Source organism: Planococcus liqunii (assembly GCF_030413595.1).
In the GTDB taxonomy this organism is placed as follows: domain Bacteria; phylum Bacillota; class Bacilli; order Bacillales_A; family Planococcaceae; genus Planococcus; species Planococcus liqunii.
In genome coordinates, this window is sequence record NZ_CP129238.1 from 387,952 (window position 1) to 409,292 (window position 21,341).

General features: G+C 46.2%; 23 protein-coding genes. 19 read left to right on the top strand and 4 right to left on the bottom strand.

Annotated features, from left to right (window positions below):
- Positions 1–39: 39 nt before the first annotated feature.
- Positions 40–846, top strand: a complete 807-nt coding sequence (locus QWY22_RS02060) for a LysM peptidoglycan-binding and 3D domain-containing protein (protein ID WP_300982710.1) — start codon at positions 40–42, stop codon at positions 844–846.
- Positions 847–940: 94 nt separating this feature from the next.
- Here the strand turns inward: QWY22_RS02060 and QWY22_RS02065 are convergent, their stop codons facing one another.
- On the bottom strand, positions 941–1,561 hold the full coding sequence (locus tag QWY22_RS02065) for a hypothetical protein (RefSeq protein WP_300982711.1): 621 nt from the start codon (positions 1,559–1,561) through the stop codon (positions 941–943).
- A gap of 120 nt (positions 1,562–1,681) precedes the next feature.
- Between QWY22_RS02065 and QWY22_RS02070 the strand changes: the two genes are divergently transcribed.
- The 9 genes from QWY22_RS02070 to QWY22_RS02110 all read left to right on the top strand — a co-directional run bounded on the left by QWY22_RS02070 (position 1,682) and on the right by QWY22_RS02110 (position 8,154).
- A complete protein-coding gene (locus QWY22_RS02070) occupies positions 1,682–2,434 on the top strand; it encodes a gluconate 2-dehydrogenase subunit 3 family protein (protein ID WP_300982712.1) in 753 nt (250 codons plus the stop codon).
- Between the two features lie 20 nt (positions 2,435–2,454).
- Positions 2,455–4,167 carry a GMC family oxidoreductase gene (locus QWY22_RS02075; protein WP_300982713.1) on the top strand — a complete coding sequence of 571 codons (1,713 nt, stop codon included), beginning with the start codon at positions 2,455–2,457 and terminating at the stop codon, positions 4,165–4,167.
- A gap of 18 nt (positions 4,168–4,185) precedes the next feature.
- Positions 4,186–4,392, top strand: a complete 207-nt coding sequence (gene tatA / locus QWY22_RS02080) for a twin-arginine translocase TatA/TatE family subunit (RefSeq protein WP_036809578.1) — start codon at positions 4,186–4,188, stop codon at positions 4,390–4,392.
- Positions 4,393–4,402: 10 nt separating this feature from the next.
- Positions 4,403–5,254, top strand: a complete 852-nt coding sequence (gene tatC, locus QWY22_RS02085) for a twin-arginine translocase subunit TatC (protein WP_300982714.1) — start codon at positions 4,403–4,405, stop codon at positions 5,252–5,254.
- Between the two features lie 171 nt (positions 5,255–5,425).
- A complete protein-coding gene (locus QWY22_RS02090) occupies positions 5,426–5,899 on the top strand; it encodes a GNAT family N-acetyltransferase (RefSeq protein ID WP_300982715.1) in 474 nt (157 codons plus the stop codon).
- 80 nt (positions 5,900–5,979) lie between these two features.
- The gene (locus tag QWY22_RS02095) at positions 5,980–6,486 is read left to right on the top strand and encodes a GrpB family protein (RefSeq protein WP_300982716.1); all 507 of its coding nucleotides are present in this window, start codon (positions 5,980–5,982) and stop codon (positions 6,484–6,486) included.
- Positions 6,487–6,900 (top strand): NUDIX hydrolase, encoded by a 414-nt coding sequence (locus tag QWY22_RS02100; protein WP_300982717.1) that lies wholly within the window; start codon positions 6,487–6,489, stop codon positions 6,898–6,900. It abuts the gene before it with no gap.
- A 62-nt stretch (positions 6,901–6,962) separates the two neighbouring features.
- Positions 6,963–7,130 carry a hypothetical protein gene (locus QWY22_RS02105; RefSeq protein ID WP_300982718.1) on the top strand — a complete coding sequence of 56 codons (168 nt, stop codon included), beginning with the start codon at positions 6,963–6,965 and terminating at the stop codon, positions 7,128–7,130.
- Between the two features lie 67 nt (positions 7,131–7,197).
- Positions 7,198–8,154, top strand: a complete 957-nt coding sequence (locus QWY22_RS02110) for a magnesium transporter CorA family protein (RefSeq protein WP_300982719.1) — start codon at positions 7,198–7,200, stop codon at positions 8,152–8,154.
- A 28-nt stretch (positions 8,155–8,182) separates the two neighbouring features.
- Here QWY22_RS02110 and QWY22_RS02115 read toward each other — a convergent pair whose 3' ends face one another.
- A complete protein-coding gene (locus tag QWY22_RS02115; RefSeq protein ID WP_036809562.1) occupies positions 8,183–8,497 on the bottom strand; it encodes a hypothetical protein in 315 nt (104 codons plus the stop codon).
- Positions 8,498–8,667: 170 nt separating this feature from the next.
- Between QWY22_RS02115 and QWY22_RS02120 the strand changes: the two genes are divergently transcribed.
- Both QWY22_RS02120 and abc-f read left to right on the top strand, forming a co-directional pair.
- The gene (locus QWY22_RS02120; RefSeq protein WP_300982720.1) at positions 8,668–8,802 is read left to right on the top strand and encodes a hypothetical protein; all 135 of its coding nucleotides are present in this window, start codon (positions 8,668–8,670) and stop codon (positions 8,800–8,802) included.
- Between the two features lie 96 nt (positions 8,803–8,898).
- A complete protein-coding gene (gene abc-f, locus QWY22_RS02125) occupies positions 8,899–10,533 on the top strand; it encodes a ribosomal protection-like ABC-F family protein (RefSeq protein ID WP_300982724.1) in 1,635 nt (544 codons plus the stop codon).
- A gap of 73 nt (positions 10,534–10,606) precedes the next feature.
- On the opposite strand, the gene QWY22_RS02130 is transcribed toward abc-f, so the two are convergent.
- Entirely contained in the window at positions 10,607–10,939 is a 333-nt protein-coding gene (locus QWY22_RS02130) for a winged helix-turn-helix transcriptional regulator (protein ID WP_036809555.1), read from the bottom strand.
- A 129-nt stretch (positions 10,940–11,068) separates the two neighbouring features.
- Between QWY22_RS02130 and QWY22_RS02135 the strand changes: the two genes are divergently transcribed.
- On the top strand, positions 11,069–11,920 hold the full coding sequence (locus tag QWY22_RS02135; RefSeq protein ID WP_300982726.1) for a VOC family protein: 852 nt from the start codon (positions 11,069–11,071) through the stop codon (positions 11,918–11,920).
- Between the two features lie 360 nt (positions 11,921–12,280).
- On the opposite strand, the gene QWY22_RS02140 is transcribed toward QWY22_RS02135, so the two are convergent.
- Entirely contained in the window at positions 12,281–12,565 is a 285-nt protein-coding gene (locus tag QWY22_RS02140; protein WP_300982730.1) for a hypothetical protein, read from the bottom strand.
- Between the two features lie 128 nt (positions 12,566–12,693).
- Here QWY22_RS02140 and QWY22_RS02145 point away from each other — a divergent pair, with 128 nt between their 5' ends.
- From QWY22_RS02145 to QWY22_RS02170, 6 genes are all read left to right on the top strand, one after another.
- On the top strand, positions 12,694–13,764 hold the full coding sequence (locus QWY22_RS02145; protein ID WP_300982732.1) for an NAD(P)H-dependent flavin oxidoreductase: 1,071 nt from the start codon (positions 12,694–12,696) through the stop codon (positions 13,762–13,764).
- Between the two features lie 169 nt (positions 13,765–13,933).
- Positions 13,934–15,616 (top strand): hypothetical protein, encoded by a 1,683-nt coding sequence (locus QWY22_RS02150; RefSeq protein WP_300982734.1) that lies wholly within the window; start codon positions 13,934–13,936, stop codon positions 15,614–15,616.
- Positions 15,617–15,723: 107 nt separating this feature from the next.
- Positions 15,724–16,857, top strand: a complete 1,134-nt coding sequence (locus QWY22_RS02155) for a CAP domain-containing protein (RefSeq protein WP_300982736.1) — start codon at positions 15,724–15,726, stop codon at positions 16,855–16,857.
- 140 nt (positions 16,858–16,997) lie between these two features.
- Complete coding sequence (locus QWY22_RS02160) at positions 16,998–18,077, top strand: AI-2E family transporter (protein WP_300982738.1); 1,080 nt, start codon at positions 16,998–17,000, stop codon at positions 18,075–18,077.
- A 124-nt stretch (positions 18,078–18,201) separates the two neighbouring features.
- Positions 18,202–18,654, top strand: coding sequence for a MarR family winged helix-turn-helix transcriptional regulator (locus QWY22_RS02165; RefSeq protein ID WP_300982739.1), 453 nt, complete (start codon positions 18,202–18,204; stop codon positions 18,652–18,654).
- Positions 18,655–21,279, top strand: a complete 2,625-nt coding sequence (locus QWY22_RS02170) for an MMPL family transporter (protein ID WP_300982740.1) — start codon at positions 18,655–18,657, stop codon at positions 21,277–21,279.
- The last annotated feature ends 62 nt before the right edge of the window (positions 21,280–21,341 follow it).

A 21,341-nucleotide genomic window follows, 5' to 3' on the forward strand; every position in this document is an offset into this window, starting at 1 on the left:
TATGATGCTCATTGTTAGTGAAAAGGAGGAATTTCATTCATGAAAAAGCATATCGTTACACTAACTGCAATCGCAGCACTTAGTGTAGGAGTAGCAAGCCAAGCTAGCGCCGAATCATATACAGTACAACCAGGTGATACACTATGGAGCATTTCGCAGGCAAACAGCGTTTCTGTTGAACAAGTAAAAGGACAGAACGACCTATCATCGAACTTAATTTTCCCGCAACAACAACTTGAAATCGGCTCAGAACAAGCTGCAGCAGTTTCAGAGGACAAGGCTACATATACAGTAGCAAGCGGAGACACATTATTTAAAATCGCACAAGCACATAACTTATCATTAGACACGTTGATGAGCTGGAATGGCATCACGGGCCACTGGATTTTCCCTGGAGACAAATTAGTCGTTAAAGGCGGATCACCAATTTCAGTTCCTAAAGCACCAAAAGAAGAAGCACCGGCACAAGCACCAGCTAAAGCACCGGCACAAGCTTCAGCAAAAGCTCCTGCACAAGCAGCAGCACCAGCTAAAGCAGCAGCATCTGCTCAATCAGGCAAAGAAATGACTGTATCAGCTACAGCTTACACAGCATTTTGTGCAGGATGTTCAGGCGTAACAGCAACAGGACAAGACTTGCGTTCTAACCCGAACCAGAAAGTCATTGCAGTAGACCCGACAGTTATTCCATTAGGCTCAAAAGTATGGGTTGAAGGCTATGGCACTGCAATCGCTGGCGATACAGGCGGCGCAATCAAAGGAAACAAAATTGACGTATTCATCCCGTCACAGGGCGCAGCTCTTGACTGGGGACGCAAAACAATCAACATCAAAATTTTAGACTAATAAAAACATGCTACAAAGCCGAGGTGTCCATTCCCTTGGCCTTTTTTTATGGAAAAAATAAAGAGGCAATCCATTTAGGATTGCCTCTTTTTTGTTATTTAAGGGTTTTTACGGTAATTAAAGGATGAATGGAATTGTCTTTCAGCCCGAAACGGATAATGTTTTCTTTTCCTTTTTTGTAATTCGGATCCGTAATTTCAGGATACAGATTCGTCAATACCGTAGCGGAAGATCCGTGGACTTTCACTTCGTCATTTTCGAAAGGAATGGTTTTGTTATGGACGGCCTGTTCCAAGCCGATTTCATCTTTCAGCTTTTTCTGGAATTTATTGAGGTAGGCCTGATTAAAGCATTCCACCAGAAAAATCATCAAAAAGATAAAAAGGAGTGCAAAGACCAAGGCAATCCAATCGCTTTGGAAAAAATAAAGTGCGACTGCAGGAGCCAAGATAAGCAGAAACAAAAACATGAGGTTTGCTATTCTGTAAAAATATACCTGTTGTTCCGCTTTCTCGATTTCCAGTGAATACTTCTGTTTGGCGCCCTGCAGGTCCAAAATTTGATAGCGTTCCAAATCTTCCTCAAGCTGTGGGTCAAAGACGCGGGTCAGTGCGACATCGCGTGTATCGGTATCCACGTTGTAGCGAAGGTCCAAAGCAGAGTCTTTCCAGTTTAAATATTTCGGTACATCTTTTAAAGATACTTTTAAGTCCATCGCTCCCATCCTCTCATAGAATAATATTATTTTAGTTATCGCGTGTAAAATTCGATATGCTAGGGTATAATATTCAAATATTCTCACTATTCTTTTTAATCATATAAGGAGGCAGGCGGAATGTCAAAAAAAGAAAAGAATTTTTCTAGACGAGACTTTTTGAAGACCTCAGGGGTAGCTGCCGGCGCATTGGTCGGCGGCGGGATAATCGGAGGATTAATTGCCTCTAATACCGGCACCGAGACTGCTTCTCCTGGCACGGCGCCGGCAACCCATGGAGAAAGCGGATCAGCTGGCGGCGTCAGAGGCCTCATGTTTTTTAAAAACGATGCGGAATTCCAAATTTTATCGCAGGCTACAGAACGAATTTTTCCAGAAGATGATTTGGGTCCTGGCGCCATCGGATTAGGAGTGCCTTATTTTATTGATCAGCAGCTGGCCGGTGCATACGGAGAAAATTCCAAAGAATATATGCAAGGGCCTTTTTTTGAAGGAGAAACCACACAAGGGTATCAAAGCCGCTTGAAAAGGAATGAAATGTTCCGGCAAGGACTGCAAATCATGCAGCAGGAAGCGCAAAAACGCTTTAAAGCCAACTTTGCTGATCTTGAAGGCGGACAGATGGACGAAATTTTGACGGCCTTTCAGGAAGACCAAATTCAAATGCAGGGAGTTTCTTCCTTGTTCTTTTTCCGTCTGCTGCGATCAGCTACTTTAGAAGGGGCTTATGCAGACCCGATTTACGGCGGAAACCAGAATATGGATGGCTGGAAAATGAAAGGGTTCCCAGGGCATCAAGCGGCTTATATCAGCCAAATCGACAATGAAGAATTCCAGGAAATTGATCCGAAATCTCTTGGCCAGAGTCATTAATAGAAAGAGGGGGAGTCTTAATGGTCACAACTTTGGACAAAGTGGATGTAGTCACAGTAGGAGTTGGCTGGACAGGCGGCATCATTGCAGCGGAATGCGCAAAAGAAGGGATGAAAGTCGTCGGGCTGGAACGCGGCCGTGAACGGGGCACTTCAGATTTCGCCATCGTCCATGATGAATACCGTTATGCCATACGCTACGAATTGATGCAGGATTTATCGAGAGAGACGGTATCGTTCCGCAACAACCGCAAACAGCGGGCTTTGCCGATGCGCCAAATGGGTTCATTTCTGCTGGGGGAAGGGTTGGGCGGTTCCGGCACCCACTGGAATGGCCAGAACTGGCGATTCCTGCCTTATGATTTTGAAATAAAAACCATGACCGAGCAAAAATACGGAGCCAATAAATTGCCTGCTGAGTACACGATTCAAGATTGGGGAATCACTTACGATGAATTGGAACCTTATTTTGACCGTTTTGAAAAAACAGCTGGCATTTCGGGTGAAGACACCAATCCGTTCTGGGGAAAACGGTCGGCTGAATATGCAACACAGCCGATGAAAAAAACGCCGATCCTGCAAAAATTCGAGACAGCCTCCAAAAATCTGGGGTACTCGCCGTTTATGATGCCTTCCGCCAATTTATCGGAAGCATATGAAAACCCGGACGGCGCCAAGATTAATGCCTGCCAATACTGCGGTTTCTGTGAGCGCTTCGGCTGCGAATACGGAGCAAAAAGTTCTCCGGAAATCACAGTGGTTCCGACAGCTAAAAATACCGGGAATTACGAGATTAAATTTAATGCCAATGTAGTGGAAGTCATGAAGCAAGGAGACAAAGTCACCGGAGTCCGGTACTTTGACACGGTGTCGTTTGAAGAATTCATCCAGCCGGCAGAAGTTGTTGTGCTGACCAGTTACATGATGAATAATGCCAAACTGCTGATGGTGTCAAAAATCGGCGAGCAATATGATCCTGAGACAGGAAGAGGAACATTGGGGCGCAATTATGCTTATCAAATTTTGCCTGGCGCATCCGGTTTCTTTGATGAAAAGATGAATGTCTTTATGGGCGCTGGTGCACTGGGAATGACGGTAGACGATTTCAACGGGGATAATTTTGATCATGCAGACCTGGACTTTATCCATGGAGCCAGCCTGTCCATCACACAAACCGGGAACCGGCCGATCCAAACCAACCCGGTGCCGCCGGATACGCCTTCGTGGGGAGCGGAATTTAAAAAGGCTTCCATTGAAAACTACCCAAGAACGTTAAATGTTGGCGGGCAGGGAGCTTCAATGCCGCATCGCGAGAATTATATGGCGCTCGACGGAACGTATAAAGATATCTACGGTGTGCCTTTGCTGCAGCTGACATATAATTTTACCGACCAGGATCGGGCGCTGCATGCGTATTTGACTGAAAAAGCAGCAGGAATCATGCAGGAGATGGGGGCAAAAACGGTGGTTGGCGGAAGCCCGATTTCCGACTACGACATTGTCCCTTACCAAACGACGCATAACACGGGCGGGACGGTCATGGGCTCAGATCCCGCTATCAGCGTAGTCAATAATTACTTGCAGCATTGGGATGCTGAAAATCTGTTTGTTGTTGGAGCTGGGAACTTTGCGCATAACGGCGGTTACAACCCGACCGGAACGGTAGGGGCACTTGCATATCGCTGCGCAGAAGGCATCATCAACTACAGCAAAAACGGCGGATCGCTTGTCTAAGGAAGGAGGAGAACAGCTATGGGAGGTTTAGCATCAATCGGAGTACCGGGATTAATCATTATTCTGGTCATTGTCCTTATCTTATTCGGACCGAAAAAACTGCCGGAAATTGGCGGGGCCGTCGGCAAGACTTTTTCTGAATTCAAACGTTCAACAAAAGGCTTAATGGATGACGACGAAGATGAAAAGCTTGAAAAGCAAGAGAAAAAATCCGACAAAATATGAAGGTGGTTAAATGGATCCGTATGGAGAACGCAAACTAATTAGTCCGCTTCACAAAAAAGCGGTTCAGCCAGAACAGCCTGCGGAAATCATGCCGAAGGAGCCGCCAGAGCCAGCCATGCCGGAACCGCCTAAAATCGAAGAGCCTCCGGAAGCATCTGAAAGTTTAGTGGACCACTTAGGCGAACTGAGAAAGCAATTAATCAAAAGCGTTTTTGTCTTTATTTTCTTCTTGCTGGTGGTTTTTTCGACTTTGAACTTTTGGTTTCCATATGTTGTCAAAGGGCATGATCTGGTTATACTCGGACCGCTGGAAGTAATCAAGTTCTATACGTCGATCTCAGTCACACTGGCACTTGGTTTATCTTTGCCGTTTCTTTGCTATTTTTTATGGCAATTTGTAAAGCCGGGATTGCTTGAGAAAGAAGCCAAGTTCATCGGCTTGTATTCACCGGCCATGCTGCTATTATTCATTCTCGGCATCTCGTTTGGTTACTTTATCGTCAATCCGCTGAGTTTTCAATTTCTGATCGGTCTGGGAGAAGCGAACTTTGCGGTCATGATTTCAGCGAGTGAATATGTCCATTTTCTAATCATGACGACGATACCGCTCGGCTTGCTGTTTGAACTGCCGATTGTGGCAATGTTTTTGTCTTCAATCGGTTTATTGACTTCTTCTTCCATGCAAAATGTCCGGAAGTGGTCCTATTTGGCAATTGCGATTATTTCGGCGCTGATTACACCGCCGGATTTCATAAGCCAGCTAATCGTTCTAATTCCGATGGCTATCTTGTATGAAGCAAGCATTTACATCGTCAGAAAAATGGAAGCCAAAAAAGCCCATATCGAATCTTCTGCAGTTTAGGAAGAAAACAAGAACTGTACTTCGGTACAGTTTTTGTTATACTGAAATATTTGAAAATTCCGATATTTATTGGCATTCCTTTTAAAACTTCGATACACTGAAGAGGCAAGGGATTGTTCATATCAACCAGCAGCAGAGCAGAAAAGGAACCCCACAAGGAGGAGGAGCGGTATGGTGATAAACTTAAAAGTGATTGAAGATCTAAAAACGGTAGATGTTTCAAAATTAGTAGAAGAAAGTGAAGCGGAAGGTTACCGCTTTCTCAGACGGCTGGTGACTCAATACGAAGACGGCACGAACACATTCAACCAACCGGGAGAAGTGCTATATGGCGTTTGGGACCAACAAGGGCATCTGGTCGCCATCGGCGGGTTGAACCGGGATCCTTATTCAAACAAAGAAGGCGTTGGAAGGCTTCGCCGCTTTTACATTTCTCCGAATGCCAGAAGGCAAGGCATCGGAACAAAGCTTTTGAAAGAAATCATTGACTTTGGACGCGGCCATTTCAAGGAAATTGTAGTCCGGACCGATTCGTCTATGGCTGACGCTTTCTACCGAGCGAACGGTTTCTCTGCCGATCTGGGGCTACCGGAAGCGACGCATGGATTAACACTGGACAACGGCGTAAAAGAGACTGCACACTAATTAAAAGGAATCTTGAAGAACGGAAGGCGGCTTGCTTTTGCAAGCCGCTTTTTAACGCAAAAAGCAAGGAGGCGTTGAGTATGAGGAAAGTGGTCGTAACTGAATACAATCCAGAATGGCCCCGGCTTTTTGAAGAAGCGGCAGCGGAACTGAAGAAAGTGCTCGGTAAAGAGTGCTTAGCCATTCACCATTTCGGCAGTACCTCGGTGGAAGGAATGGCAGCCAAACCGATTATCGATTTGTTGCCGGTGGTGCGAAAGATTGAAGCCGTGGACCGGTTTAATGGTGAGATGCTGGCTCACGGATATAAACCGAAAGGGGAAAACGGCTTGCCGGGAAGACGATACTTCCAAAAAGGCGGAGATGAGCGCAGCCACCACGTACATATTTACGAAAGCGGAAATCCTGAAATCAAGCGCCATTTGGCTTTCCGTGATTATTTGAAGAAACATCCCAAAGAAGCAGAAAGATATGGTACGTTAAAAAAGAAACTGGCAGAAGCGCATCCTTGGGACATTGAAAAGTATATTGAAGGAAAAGAGCAGATGGCAGCGAATATTGAAAAGCAGGCAATGGAGGAGATATAAATGGACATGTCCGACTGGAAAGGTGCAGCCGGGGTTTGTGTTAATGAGAAAAACGAAGTGCTGCTGGTGCTGCAGGGGCCTCCGGAAGAAGAGAAAAAGTGGGCTGTCCCGGCAGGCGGCGTCGAACAAGGCGAAAGTTTGCGGGCGTGCATCGAACGGGAATTTTTTGAAGAAACGGGCCTCACGATAAAAACGCTGAATGAATTGAAAGTTCGAAGCGGCGAGTATGAAAATGCAGCGGTGTCCTTTGACGTCCATTATTTTGAAGTACAAGTGACCGGCGGCGAGATTGCGCTTCAAGAAGGTGACGAATGGATAGCGGAAGTGGCTTGGAAACCGATTGAGGAACTCTCGGAGCTGGACATGGCTTATCCGGATGATGTCGAATTGATTGAGTCGCTGATCCGAAGTTAAGAGCTTAGTTTTTTAGGAAAAGGGTATATATTGATAAGACTTTTTTTCAAGGAGGAACGGTTATGAAGAAGGATAAGCAAGACCACGAAGGTGAAGAGCTGATTCCGGAAGTTGAACCGCGCCGAGATATGCCAGATACAAAGGAATTTGATCCAATGCCGGACCGGGATTTGGAGTACGAAGAAAATTCAAACGAAAAATACAGAGACCACCCATCTACAGAAAAATGAGGCAAGCCGCTTGCGGCTTGTTTTTTGAATGAAAAGATAAAGTTATTTTGAAAAAAGGGGGATCTAAATGCCGCGCTATTCGTTTAAAGATGCCATTTGGCAAGAAGAAGGAGATGTTCGCGATCAGGAGTTTCTCAAGTTTTTGCCCGACAACCAAAAAATGCATTCCTGGATCAGGGAGTCGCGCGACGTCAGTGTAAACATTTTGCATGCGGATACTTCCAAACAAGGAGACGAAGCGATTTGGGGTTCGCTTATTTACCGGCAAAACCCTAAAAGGAAAGATGATTTGAATGTTTTTCATTTTTATTTGTCGAGAGACATCTTAGTGACGAATGAACTGAACTACGATGTCGATGAAGACCTGGATAAAAATTCAATCCTTAAGCAAATGAAAGAGAAAGAATCCACCATTGAGCTGATGATGGTCCTGTTAGGAGATATGATCAGCTCCATTCTTCACCAGATTGATGTATTTGAAGAACAGCTTCGCGATTTACTATGGGAAATAAGAGAAAGAAACGACAAAAACACCTTAGACAAAATTGAAGTGGTGCGCCATGAAATTTTGTTGTGGCAAAACCTGGTGATGGGATTTCTGGAAATTAAAATGGCGATTTTTGAAGCCTTTGGAGAAGATGCGGAAAATGGAAAAGAATACATCCGCACTTCAACGCGCATCGACCGGTGCATCATGCTGGTGCGGTCGTATAAAGATGAAATTAATAATATGGTGGACATGGAAAATGTAGTGGCCAATTACCGCGGAAACGAAATCATGAAGACCCTGACCGTCTTGACGACGCTGTTTACTCCTGTCATGGCTTTTGGCGCCTTATGGGGGATGAACTTTAAAAATATGCCCGAATTGGAATGGTCTTATGGATATCTGGGTTCTTTAATCCTCATTATTGCTTCTACGGTGTTTCTTTACTTCTATTTGAAGCATCGAGGCTGGACAGGGGATATATTGAAAACGGCTTTGAATAAAGGCCCAAAAGTGAAAAAACAGCAAAGGAGCTAGCCTATGTTTTAGGGCTGCTCCTTTTGTTTTAATGATGGAATTTATCTTTTTCGAGTTCATCCAGGAGGTCAGTATAGCGCTGAAGGTCCTGGTCTCCGTGTTTTTGAATATAGGAAGTAATCATATCTTTTAGTTCTTTCCGCTGGCGCTCGACGCTGACCAGTTTTTCTTTCATTGACTGGCGTCTCCACAGCTCAGCGTCTTTTACATCTTCCATTTTTTCAAGCATGTCAATTTCGGCCAGCAAAACAAGCGCCGCATTTTTCTTTTCCTCGTACTTCTTCAGGGACTTTTCAATCTTTTTCGTGTCGTTATCAAAAGCCATGTTCGAGTATATAGACAAAATGCCCACCCACCTTTCCTGAATACTTCACGTTAGTTAACCATTTCCCTAAATTTCTTAAATGTAAGCTTGTGTATTATTTTTATTATAGATGAGAATATTCTGAATTTCAATTGACGTTTTTTGTTGTATCCATTAAGATAAAAGAAATGACAAAGGAGGTGGGTAGAATGAATCAAACTGGTAAGCGCATGACAGAATGTCAGGAATATCTTTACATTCTTCATGGCGTTACTTTCACAAAATCCATGCACGGGACAAGTCTGTCCTTTTTTAGACAATCGCATGAAGTGAAAAACCAGTGAGAGACATCTGCCTACAAACGGATTTACGTAAAGGCATGCGTCTGCGCATGCCTTTTTTGTATTGCACGCGTCTCTTCAAACGAAAGGAAGAGAACTATGATTATCAGCCAATTCCAGCACATTATGTGCCATTTTGCCAATCAGAAATTATTTAATCACATTAAAGGGGAAATTGCCGAAGGCCAGCGCATTGGGCTTGTCGGAAGAAATGGGGAAGGGAAAACGACTTTATTGAATGTCCTGGCAGGCAATCTGCAGCCGACTGAAGGCGCTGTTACATGGAAAAAAGGCTGCGCCATCGGATTGTTGCAGCAATCGCCGGACGAAAACGGTGAACAAACGGTGCATCAATTGCTATGCACAGTTTTTTCAGAGCTGTATGCTCTTCAACGGCAGCTCGAAGAAATGGAACACCAAATGGGAAAAGCAGCTCCGGAAGCCATGGAACGCCTGCTGCAGCGCTATGGCGTGCTGCAGGATGATTTTATTCAACGGGGCGGCTACGATATTGAAGTGAAGATTGATCAGATTTTGAACGGCTTGAAAATCAAAGCTTTGAAAGAGGAGCAGTGGGGACATCTAAGCGGAGGGGAACGCACAAAAGTTGGATTGGCGAAACTGCTGCTGCAGGAGCCGGATTTGCTGCTGCTCGATGAGCCGACCAACCACTTGGACTTAGAAGCTATTGAATGGCTTGGTTCGTTTATCAGCCATTATAAAGGGACGATTGTGCTGGTTTCGCATGACCGCTATTTCCTGGATGAAACCGTCACGCAGATTTGGGAACTGGACCAAGGCGATTTGATCCAGTATATCGGCAATTACTCGGCCTATGTAAAAGAACGCGAAGCCCGCCTGCTGATCGAGTTCCAACAGTACCAGGACCAGCAAAAGAAAATCAAAAAAATGAAAGAAACTATCAAGCGGCTGAAAGAGTGGGCAAACCGGGCAAATCCGCCGAATGCCGGTATGCACCGCCAGGCGAAAAGCATTGAGAAAGCTTTGGCGCGGATTGAGCTCCTTGACCGTCCCGTCCTTTCCAAAAAACAAATGGCGCTCGATTTCCAGATGGAGGACCGCAGCGGAAAAGACGTTGTCTGGATGGAAGGCGTTTGGAAAGGCTACGGAGAACGGATCTTGTTCCACGAATTGGATTTGCATGTCCGTTTCCGGGAGCGTGTTGCCATTGTCGGTTCCAACGGTACGGGAAAGACCACACTTTTGAATTTGATCATGAAGACGGACGTTCCGGATGCTGGAGAAATCAGACTGGGCAATGGATTGTCTATCGGTTATTTATCCCAGCACACCTTGGAAATGGACAACAGACGGACTGTTTTAGAGGAATTCCGGGATGTCGTGCCTGTTTCGGAATACGACGCACGTCCGCTGCTAGCAAAATTCCTGTTTTTCGGCAATATGGTGTTTCAGCCGGTGCGCCAGCTGAGCGGAGGAGAGCGAATGCGGCTCCGGCTCGCCCAATTGATGCACATGAACCATAATTTATTGATTTTGGACGAACCGACCAACCATTTGGATTTAGAAGCTAAAGAAGTGATGGAAGAAGCGCTCGCCAATTTTCCGGGCACCATTATTTCGGTATCGCATGACCGCTATTTTCTCGATAAGCTGTTTCCAGTTACCTACTGGCTGCACGATCAAACAATTGAGCGCTTTGAAGGGAATTATTCATTCGCCAAAGAAAAAAAGCAGGCAATTGGCGCTATTTGACTGAGAATATGAAGCGGCAACTTATCACAAGACAAAAATAAAACAGCTTATCCTGAAAAAGGGATAAGCTGTTTTATTTTGTTTCGACCGTTTCACTCGGCTCCACCCAAACTTGGGACCAATTTTGGATTTCATCCATGACAGGCTTTAACGAAAACCCTTTTTCGGTCAACTCGTATTCAATCCGGACAGGCGTTTCGGGATAGACGGTACGCGTAACGAGACCCTGTGCTTCCAGATTTTTTAAACGTTCTGACAAGAGACGGCCGCTGATGCCGATGACTTCAGTTAAATGGCTAAAACGTTGAGGTCCAGATAAAAGCTGATAAATGATCAACCCGGTCCAACGCTGGCTGAGAAGCGAAATTGCACTTTCAAAACGGGGACAAATGACGGATGTGTCCATTCTTATCACTCCTTTTTTATATAATAGCACAAAACCAGTGTGGAATAAAAGAATAAGGTTACTTGACATATATAACTTCCTTTAATATAATTGGTTACATAAAGTAACTAAAGAAAAGAGGCTATCAAAATGAATTTTCATACAAAACCGGTCACATACGTAGGCGAAGTTGGATTAAAGGTATTGGATTTAAAAGAAATGACACGTTTCTATAAAGAAGTAATTGGATTTGAAGTACTGGAAGAAACAGAAAGTACAACGGTTTTAGGGGCAGGCAGCCAAGCTTTGCTAAAGCTGGAAGCTGTTGAAGGCTTAGCGCCGAAGCAAGACCGTTACGCAGGACTTTACCATTTCGCAATCCTATTGCCGGATCGAAAAGAGCTGGCGAAAATACTTATCCATCTTCACAATTCCGGAATCCGTTTAGGTTCTTCCGATCATTTGGTCAGCGAAGCGTTGTACTTGAGCGACCCGGAAGGCAATGGCATTGAAATCTACCGGGACCGGGAGCCGGAGGAGTGGAACTGGAACGGCGGTCAAGTAGATATGGCAGTTGATCCGATTGATGCGGAAGGGCTTGTCCAAACTGCCCAGGAAGCCGGAGAAGTTTGGCAAGGCATGCCTGTAGGCACAGTTATGGGGCATATTCATCTTCATGTTTCGAACTTGCCGGAAGCACAAAAGTTTTACGTCGATGGACTAGGATTTGAAATCGTCACTTCCATGGGCGGCCAGGCACTGTTTCTTGCCGATCAGAAATACCATCACCACATCGGCTTGAACGTCTGGAACGGAATCGGCATACCGGCATTACCGGAAAAAGAAGCAGGATTGAATTACTACACGCTTGTATTAGAAGATGAAGAAAAGCGCAGCCGTTTGGCCGAACACCTTCAAACCATGGGCGCAGAAATTACAGAGCATGAAAACTACCTGGAAACCACCGACCCATCCGGAAACCACATCCGCTTGACGGTTTAACAATGAAAAGCGGAAGCGCCTGTCCAGCCCCGACAAGCGCTGGAGGATTTGAAAGCCATGGCGCTTCTTAGCCATGGATTCAAAGCCGAAGCGACCTCGAGGGGCTAGGCGCTGCAACTGGACAATAAGAAAAGCGGAAATGGCCGTTAAGGTTCGACGGCATAAGGCGAACCGGCGAAGCGGTGTATTTTCAACCGCACAGCCGGGTTGACTTATGACCCGAGAATCTGTCCGTTGCAGCTAGACAATAAAGAAAAGCGGAAGCGCCTATCCAGGCCCGACAAGCGCTGGAGGGCTTGAAAGCCATGGCGTATTCCAGCCATAAATCCTTAAAGCAGTTTTAAATACGAAAAGCCGGCTCTAATTTGAGCCGGCTTTTTCTGTGGATGGAGAAGTCTGTTCGCAACTGGCACCCAAATTATAAAACTGAGTTTCTTGTCCGGCCGCTGCGGTACTTGCTGGAACCACAGATGTGCTGGACAAAGCTGTTTCTTCTACTGGGTGGTTTTGCCGTGTTTCCATATATGCATACAGTCTTTCCTGGCTTTTCAAATCTTCTAATGGATCGCCAGAATAAGACAAAAGAATTAAACCGAATGCTCCTACGATTAAAGTGATGCCTAAAAGCGAAAGGAATCCCTTCATAAAATTAACCCCGCCTTTTTGTTTTGCTTAACAGTTAGAACGCATGAGGAAACAGAAAGTTCCCTCTTGCTGAAACTGGCTGTTATGCAATACTAGAAGCAAGAACATTAAGTTGAGGAGGAAGACAGATGATTTCATTGGAAACGGAGGTTTGCCGGCTTTTCGGCATAGCGTATCCGATTATTCAAGCGGGCATGGCAGGAGGCTCGACCACAGCAGAATTAGTGAGTGCGGTGAGTGAAGCAGGAGGGCTTGGCACCTTAGGCGCTGCTTATCTGACGCCGGAGGCCATGAAGGAGACGATTGCAGAAATTCAATCGCGTACAGAGAAGCCATTCGCAGTAAACATTTTTGCTTCTCACGAACAAGACGATTTCAGCCGTTTGGAAGAAGTGCAAAAGGCCTTGGCTCCTTTTCATTCGGAATTAAAGATCGAGAAGCTGCAGTCATCGTATGCATCACCGGATTGGAGCGCGAAGCAATTTGAAATTTGTATTGAACAAAAAGTGCCCGTCATCAGCACGGCATTCGGCTGCCTGTCAAAACAGCAGATGAACATCGCTAAAGCACGAGGCGTGAAAACGATCGTGATGGTTACCACGGTAAAAGAGGCGCAGCAGGCGGAACAGGCAGGAGCGGATGCGGTCGTTGCACAGGGAAGCGAAGCCGGCGGGCACCGCAGCACGTTTTCTCTTGAGCGCCATCCGCAAGGCGCATTAATTGGAACTATGTCGCTGGTTCCTCAAATTGCAGATGCCGTGACCATTCCGGTTATTGCAGCCGGCGGCATTGCAGATGGCCGCGGACTAGTTTCTTCGTTGGCATTAGGAGCGCAGGCCGTACAATTGGGAACCCGTTTCCTGACAGCACATGAAGCGGGTACACACACTGTCTACAAGCAAGCCATCTTTGACAGCGATGAAGAAAGCACAGTCATTACAAAAGTGTTTTCCGGAAGACCAGCACGGGGCATCAAAAACCGTTTCATCGAAGAATTTGAGAAACAGGATACCGCGCCGCTTCCTTTTCCTTCACAAAATACAATCACAAAAGACTTGCGGGCCGCGGCTGCCAAAAATAATGATCCCGCGTTTATGTCGCTATGGGCAGGCCAATCGACCCGCATGCTTACAAAAGAGCAAGGAGCGGCTGACATCATTGAATCGATTATGGAGCAGGCGCAGAAAATCCTTTACTGATTCAACAGGCTATTATTTCAATATGAACTTCATTGAAGCGGTTTCCTTCCGGGAAACCGTTTTTATAATGCTATTTAAGCCTTGGAAATTTCTTGCGCGAAACTTCCAAGGGACTCATCCGTATAGTTAACTATCAGAAATCCAATCGGAAATTAAAGGAGAATTTATTGTGGGAAGTATTTTATTGTTTGCAGCCATTGCATCTTTTGTTGCTGCTTTAATCATTGTGCCATTGACTGGGGATGGAAAAAAATCCGGAAATTCGTTCGGGTCTGTTGTGGTTCCCGGTCTGGTTTTTGTTTTTATTGTGGGACTTCTATTGATCACGGGCTATTATTATTTCACGAATGCTGACCGAAGCCTAATGTCGCTTTGGCCGATCGTGCTTATTGTGGCGGTGCTGGGAGCTTTGTTCTCAAGAGGGGCGGAGCAGAAAGTGAAGTCGGTGCTGGCAATCGGAGCGTTGGCGCTTGCCGTCTATATTTTGTCGGCGCCGCTGTTTAACGCAACGGAAAAATACGAAGCTGTAGAGATGGCAGAACAAGAGGAAATCGAAGCTTTTGATGAAACGCAGACGCCGGCTAGTGTGCCGCCAAAATTTGCGCGCAATAAAATGAAAAAAGCGTTCGGCCAAGTACCGGATACGAGCTATTACGAACTCGGAAGCTTGCAGGTACAAAAAGTCGGCGGGGAATATGTCTACATTGCTCCTGTGGAATTTTCCGGATTTTTCAAATGGTGGAACGGCGATTCGACGCCGGGGTACTTCACGATGAGCGCGACCGACGCTTCGGCGAATCCGAAATTCGTGAAAGCGGAGATGGTGTATACACCGTCCTCTTATTTCAATAAGAATATTGAGCGGCATATGCGCCTTAAAAATCCGGAAGCGATTTTTTATGGCGACTCGCAGCTGGAAATTGACGATGACGGAAAACCGTTTTATATCCGTTCATACGGCGAGTTTATTTCTGCCCGCAACGGGTTTGCGGTTCAAGGACTCGTAGCTGTCGATCCGGCTACCGGCAAAACTGAAACTTATTCGCTCAAGGAAGTACCGGCGTTTATCGACGGCGCGGTTTCTCCGGAGTCGGTCAGCTTGGAAAACAGTTACTACGGCAATTACATTCACGGTTTCTGGAACAGCAAATTCGGCAAGAAAGATGTGAAACTGCCATCGGATGAAGGAACCGAAGCGAACGTCAGCCCTGTTTTCAATGCGGAAGGGGACATGTATTATTTCACCGACTTTACCAGTCCGAAAGAAGGCGTGGATTCGATGCTCGGCTATTCTTTGACAGATGCCCGCACAGGCGAATCCACATATTTTACGGGCAATATGGAAGACTCCTATATGGATTCACAAGGGAATTTGCAGATCATTGAAAAGCAATTCATCGAAAAACAATGGTCGGGCGAAATGCCGGTGCTTTACAATTTCTACGATGAAGCCAGCTGGCTGACGCCGGTGCTGGATTCGAATGGCTTTTTGCAGAATTACTTTATCGTGTCGGCTGCCAATCCGGAAATTTCCGTTTTCGCCGGAACACCGAACGAAGCCCTTCAGTTGTATAAAACGGCCCTTCAGCGCGGCGGCAGCACAGTGGACGGCAGTTCGGACGCAGAAGAAGCTGCGGCTTCCGGCGTTGTAGAACGGGTCTTTAAGGAAAAAACAGGAGACTTTACGGTCGTGTCTTTCCTGCTGGAAGATGGAACGAACTTTATTGTCTCTTCTGAGAATGTTCCACTCGCGATCTACTTGAAAGAAACCGACCGGGTGCAAGTCACTTACCTGCAAACGGGCGATTTGTTCCTGCCGGTAAAAACAATGGCCATTGAAGGAATCGAATAAACCAAAGGAATCCTTCTGTCAAATGCGCAGAAGGATTTTTTCTTTCCTGTAGAGAAGCTTATACTTTATAGAATTCTGTTTTCCAATTAAACTGGAGGGAAGAGGTGATGCACGTGCGAAAAGTGTTTTGGGTCATCCTGCTGCTTGTGCTGATTTATTTCGCACGGCCACTGTGGGAAGAGAAGGCAAGTGAATACGTGGACCTGGGCTTTCTGGACAAGTTTGATGAGACGGTTGAACAAGTCGCAAACGGTCCGACGGTGTCCGAAGCTTTAGATCAAGCCAAGCAGTTTACCGGCGAAATAGGCGGACAGCTGCAGTCTTTTGTCAGTGAAAGTTCTGCGGAAATGCCGGATGCTGTCGAGAAGCCGGACTTGGCCGAAACCGAATCCCTATTTGCTGTCCATAATGTCACGCTCGGCATGGGAAAAGAAGAAGCCCAGGCGAAAGTCGGCCTGCCTCTCCGGTTAATGCGGAACGAATATGGGGCCGATTGGCATAGCTACCATCAAAACTACCAGAACTATGTGCTGTTGTCGTATGACCAGAATGGCAAGGTCAATGGCATGTTCACCAATCAGGACCTGATTTCCTCAACGAAAGGGTTATCGATGGATTCCACTAAAGCGGAAGTCCGGGAAGCGCTTGGCATTCCGCTGAAGAGTCTGCAAAAAGGGAATGTCCAATACATTTTGGATACCCGCGAAGAGTACGATGTATTTAAAATTGATTCGATATATGTGACGGTATTTTATGATATTCATGAACAAGACACAGTGACAGCCCTTCAAGTTGTTACGGAAGACTTGGAAAAACAACGGAAGAAAATTTATGCCGCCCCCGATGCTGAACTGAAAGAAGGCTTTGAATTTCTGTTGTTTGAATTGACAAACTCAGCACGCATCCAGCGGAATCTTCCGCTGTTAAAGTGGGACGAAACAGCCCGCGCTACAGCCCGGAAACACAGTGAGGACATGGCGGAAAACCGGTATTTCAGCCATACCAATCTGGCTGGGAAATCGCCTTTTGACCGCATGAAAGACGATGGCATTACTTTCTTTGTAGCCGGTGAAAACCTGGCTTATGGCCAGTACAGCAGCATTTTTGCCCATGAAGGTTTGATGAATTCGATGGGGCACCGCGAAAATATTGTAAAACCGGATTTTGGCTATCTGGGAATTGGGGCAGCCTTCAATTCGGACAATCAGCCTTATTTCACCGCCAATTTTTTCAACCAATAAAGATGAAGGCATCAGCAGCATTTTTGCTGGTGTTTTTTGTATGGACAGGTCCATGGGGAAAAACTTCCTGGCTGCTGAAAATTCAAGGCTCATTTTCGTGGTAAACTGGGTATACACAGAAAAGAAAGGAAGTGGGCTATTTGACAAACAAACTTTGGTTCCAAACGGGCGTCGGCATTATACTGGCTTTGGTCATCATCCGTCTATTCATAGAAGTCCAAGCCATATTTGACCCGTTATTCATCATTGCGCAAACTATTTTTGTGCCCCTGCTGCTTGGCGGCGTACTTTTTTATCTCAGCCGGCCGCTTCTCCGTTTTTTGCAGAAGAAGCAATTCCCGAAATGGTCAATCATTGTTATTATTTTGGTACTGATTATTTTGGTCTTTTACCTATTTTATGCAATGATCGGACCGATTGTAACGAAACAGGTCAATTCATTGGTCAACAATGCACCGGCTATCATTGAAGACGTTGAACAATACAGCCAGTACGTATTTGACCAGCGTGAACGGCTTCCCGCTTCGCTTGAAGAACAAATCAATCAGATGTCGGGGCAACTGGGCGACTGGGCCAGCAATATCGGCTCATGGGTTCTGACTTTCTTGGGAAGTTTCATTTCAGGAGTCGTTTCACTCGTCCTGGTGCCGTTTTTCTTGATCTATCTTTTGCTGGACCACGAGAAATTCGCGCCGTTTGTGGCCGGTTTCTTTAAAGGGGAACGCAAAACGTGGATCCGCAAAACCTTGAGTGATGTGGACCATACGCTGCAGTCCTACATTCAGGGCCAGCTGTTTGTCAGCTTCCTGGTCGGATTGATGCTATTGATCGGCTATTTGATCATCGATCTCGATTATGCATTGCTGCTTGCGTTGATCGGCATGGTGACCAACGTCATCCCGTTCCTCGGACCTTATATCGCAGTCATTCCGGCAATAATTATTGCCGTAGTCCAAGACCCGATCATGGCGGTCTATGTAGCGATTATCATGCTTATCGCCCAGCAGATTGAAAGCAATCTGATTACGCCGAACGTAATGGGCAATGCGCTTGATGTCCATCCGTTGACCGTCATTACGCTTATTTTGGCAGCTGGGAATATAGCCGGGTTATGGGGAATCATTCTCGCCATCCCTGTTTATGCAGTAATCAAGACGATTGCCAAAAACATCTATGCACGCCGGCAGGAAATTCGTGAAACAGCCACAAAAGAAGTGTGATTTTAATCTCCGCAAATTCAATTTGCGGAGATTATTTTTTTGTCTATAAATCCGATGTGTATTTCTTGACTTCAAATAGTATACCCCCTAAACTAGTGATTATTGGTTGAGGGGGTATACTATTTTGGATGGGCGAATAAAAGAAGCCGTTGATTTGTTTCAGGAAGTAATGCTCTATGGAACAGAGCGCGTCATCAAAGCGATTGACGATCCGTTGTGGAAAGAATTTTCCCCAGAACAAATGCAAATGCTGAAGTTAATCAGCAAGGAAAAACGCATCACTTCCAGTAGGTTAGCTGTTTTGCAGGCGGTACATAAAAGTGCGATTTCCAGCAGAATCAAAAAGCTGCTGCAAAAAGAAGTGATCCGCTTTGTTCAAACCGAACAGCAGGACCGGCGTGAAAAATTGATTGAACTGACCGAGCAGGGAGAAAAAGTCCTGGCACAATCAGATAAAGTGCTAACGGATTACATCGAGAAGTTAATGTTGGAGCACGTGAACGATGAAGAAATTGATCAGTTTCTAACGATTTTCCGCAAGTTGAAAGATATTATTAAAACGGATGGAGTGTCATAAATGAAGACTGTTTTAAAACTGAAATGGCCGATTACAATCGGCATGATCATTTTGACGGTTGCCTTATTCTTATTGGCGCCAAACTTAACAGAGCAAGCTGAAGAAGCCGGATCCTTCCAGTTATCACAAGATGCTTCTTCACAAATGGCGGCGACGATTCTTGCAGATGCGGATGCCGCGGACCAGACCATTTCCTTAGTCATCCCGCTTGAAAAAGAGCTCGATGAGCCGATGCGTGAAACTTTGGCCGGCATGGCTAAAGATATAGAAGCTCTTGGCGAACCGGTGACAAGTGTATTGAATCCGGTGGAAAGCGCAGATCTTGAGGAACAATTGGTTTCTGAAGACCAGAAAACAATCTTGATGCCGGTGACAGTTGACGGCACCGATGAAGAAGTGAATGCGGTAGCGGATGAAATCCGTGCAACCGTCATTCCGAAAGACATGACCGCCTATGTAACAGGTGAAGCGATCATCAACAACGACGTGAATATCAGTGCACAGGAAGGGCTGAAACGGACAGAAATCATTACGGTTGTCTTGATTTTCGGTTTATTGCTTGCGGTATTCCGTTCGATTGTGACGCCATTCATCCCGCTTGTAGCTGTAGGGATTTCCTATTTGCTGAGCCAATCGATTGTCGCATTCTTGATCGACTGGGTCGGCTTCCCGGTATCGAACTATACCCAAATCTTTTTGGTGGCGATCTTGTTTGGTATCGGAACAGATTACTGCATTCTGCTATTGAGCCGCTATAAAGAGGAATTGTCAGCGGGGCATGGTGTGGAAGAAGCGATTGTCAACACGTACAAGACAGCTGGCCGCACATTATTGATCAGCGGCATCGCGGTGTTCATCGGATTCTTCGCAATTGGTTTCGCGGAATTCCCGATTTTTAAATCCGCAGTAGCGGTAGCCGTCGGGATATTCGTGCTGTTGCTTGTGCTGTTTACAGTTGTGCCGTTCTTCATGGCGCTGCTGAAAGAAAAATTATTCTGGCCGGCAAAAAAATCTGCCGGACATAAAGACAGCAATTTGTGGATTCAAATGAGCAAGCTGTCCATCAACCGGCCGCTGTTGTCGATGCTTGTGGTGGCAGCCATCACCGTGCCTTTGCTGTTTACGTACAACAATTCGTTGTCGTTCAACACGGTGGATGAAATCGGTTCGGATTACGAGTCGGTAAAAGGGCTGCGCGCAATTGAAGACGGGTTCGGCAAAGGCGATTCCTTGCCGATCGAAGTCATCGTGAAATCAAATGAAACGCTGACTACGGAAGCCATTGTTCCGTATTTCGAAGAAGTCAGCCGTGAAATTGAAAAAATTGACGGAGTTGAAGGCGTACGGTCGATAACCCGCCCTACAGGCGAAGTGATTGAGGACCTTTATGCAGACAAACAATTAGGATTGTTATCAGAAGGATTGACGGAAGCAGGCAGCGGCCTCGGAGAAGTGCAGGCCGGGCTGACTGAAATCCAAACTAACTTGGCGGGAATCAGTGAACAGACCCGCGGCGCAAATGGCATTGGCGAAGCCGCTGCAGGGCTGGAGCAGTTGAATAGCCAACTGGGGCTGGTTACACAAGGGCTGCAGCAAACAGGGAACGTTCAGCAGACAGTCGGTGCTTTGCCGCAGATTAGCGGGGGACTGACTGAAATTCAGCAAGGATTGGCTGGAGCAGCTGGGCAAACCGGCGAACTTGGGGCAGGCTTAACGCAGCTGTCAGAAGGCGTCGGTGCTTCGAATGCAGGCCTCGTGGAAATCCAGAACGGCTTAGCTGAAGCTGCAGAAATGATGCAGAACATGAGCGACAGCAAAACGGTCCGTGATACCGGATTGTTTATTCCGGAAGGCACACTGGAAGGCGATGAATTCGCTCAAGTGCTGGACCGTTATACGTTTGCAGAAGGCACGGGCATGAAGATGGAGGTCATCCTATTGGACGATCCGTATTCTCCGGCAGCCATTGATACTACTGCAAAAATCAAAGATGCTGTCGAACGCACCGTGACGGCAACACCTCTTGAAGAAGCCGATATCGCTTATGGCGGCATCTCAAGCATCAACAACGATTTGCAGGATGTTTCTTCAAGTGACTTTACAAATACCGTTACAATCATGCTGATCAGTTTGTTCGTGATCTTGGCAATTATGTTCCGTTCCTTGATCATGCCGCTGTACATGATCGGGTCGCTGCTATTGACGTATTACACATCGATATCAATCGCGGAATTGATTTTCGTAAATGGACTCGGCTACGACGGCATCAGCTGGGCAGTGCCATTCTTCGGATTTGTCATGCTGGTGGCTCTTGGGGTCGATTACTCCATCTTCCTTCTTGACCGATTCCGTGAAGAATCTGCAAACGGCGTCAGTGTCCGCAATGCCATGAGAACATCTATGGCTAAAATGGGCACCGTCATCATCACAGCGGCCATTATCCTGGCCGGTACATTCGGCGCGATGATGCCGTCCGGCGTACTCAGTCTTGTGCAAATTGCGACGATTGTGATCACAGGCTTGCTGTTGTACGGGTTAATCGTCCTGCCGCTTCTGATTCCGGCAATTTCTGTATCATTTGACCGCGGCGTCTGGTGGCCGTTCGGCAATAAAAAACGTTTGTAACTAACTATTTTTAGAAAACCTATGATTCATCCGTTTACAAAAAAAGCCGCCCTTGGGCGGCT

Coding starts and splice junctions, on each gene's coding strand:
- abc-f (WP_300982724.1), top strand. CDS start 8,899: ATGATTATCAGCCAATTCCAGCACATTATGTGCCATTTTGCCAATCAG.
- QWY22_RS02145 (WP_300982732.1), top strand. CDS start 12,694: ATGATTTCATTGGAAACGGAGGTTTGCCGGCTTTTCGGCATAGCGTAT.
- QWY22_RS02170 (WP_300982740.1), top strand. CDS start 18,655: ATGAAGACTGTTTTAAAACTGAAATGGCCGATTACAATCGGCATGATC.
- QWY22_RS02090 (WP_300982715.1), top strand. CDS start 5,426: ATGGTGATAAACTTAAAAGTGATTGAAGATCTAAAAACGGTAGATGTT.
- QWY22_RS02110 (WP_300982719.1), top strand. CDS start 7,198: ATGCCGCGCTATTCGTTTAAAGATGCCATTTGGCAAGAAGAAGGAGAT.
- QWY22_RS02120 (WP_300982720.1), top strand. CDS start 8,668: ATGAATCAAACTGGTAAGCGCATGACAGAATGTCAGGAATATCTTTAC.
- QWY22_RS02095 (WP_300982716.1), top strand. CDS start 5,980: ATGAGGAAAGTGGTCGTAACTGAATACAATCCAGAATGGCCCCGGCTT.
- tatC (WP_300982714.1), top strand. CDS start 4,403: ATGGATCCGTATGGAGAACGCAAACTAATTAGTCCGCTTCACAAAAAA.
- QWY22_RS02105 (WP_300982718.1), top strand. CDS start 6,963: ATGAAGAAGGATAAGCAAGACCACGAAGGTGAAGAGCTGATTCCGGAA.
- QWY22_RS02075 (WP_300982713.1), top strand. CDS start 2,455: ATGGTCACAACTTTGGACAAAGTGGATGTAGTCACAGTAGGAGTTGGC.
- QWY22_RS02100 (WP_300982717.1), top strand. CDS start 6,487: ATGGACATGTCCGACTGGAAAGGTGCAGCCGGGGTTTGTGTTAATGAG.
- QWY22_RS02070 (WP_300982712.1), top strand. CDS start 1,682: ATGTCAAAAAAAGAAAAGAATTTTTCTAGACGAGACTTTTTGAAGACC.
- QWY22_RS02060 (WP_300982710.1), top strand. CDS start 40: ATGAAAAAGCATATCGTTACACTAACTGCAATCGCAGCACTTAGTGTA.
- QWY22_RS02135 (WP_300982726.1), top strand. CDS start 11,069: ATGAATTTTCATACAAAACCGGTCACATACGTAGGCGAAGTTGGATTA.
- QWY22_RS02140 (WP_300982730.1), bottom strand. CDS start 12,565: ATGAAGGGATTCCTTTCGCTTTTAGGCATCACTTTAATCGTAGGAGCA.
- QWY22_RS02130 (WP_036809555.1), bottom strand. CDS start 10,939: ATGGACACATCCGTCATTTGTCCCCGTTTTGAAAGTGCAATTTCGCTT.
- QWY22_RS02155 (WP_300982736.1), top strand. CDS start 15,724: ATGCACGTGCGAAAAGTGTTTTGGGTCATCCTGCTGCTTGTGCTGATT.
- QWY22_RS02065 (WP_300982711.1), bottom strand. CDS start 1,561: ATGGACTTAAAAGTATCTTTAAAAGATGTACCGAAATATTTAAACTGG.
- tatA (WP_036809578.1), top strand. CDS start 4,186: ATGGGAGGTTTAGCATCAATCGGAGTACCGGGATTAATCATTATTCTG.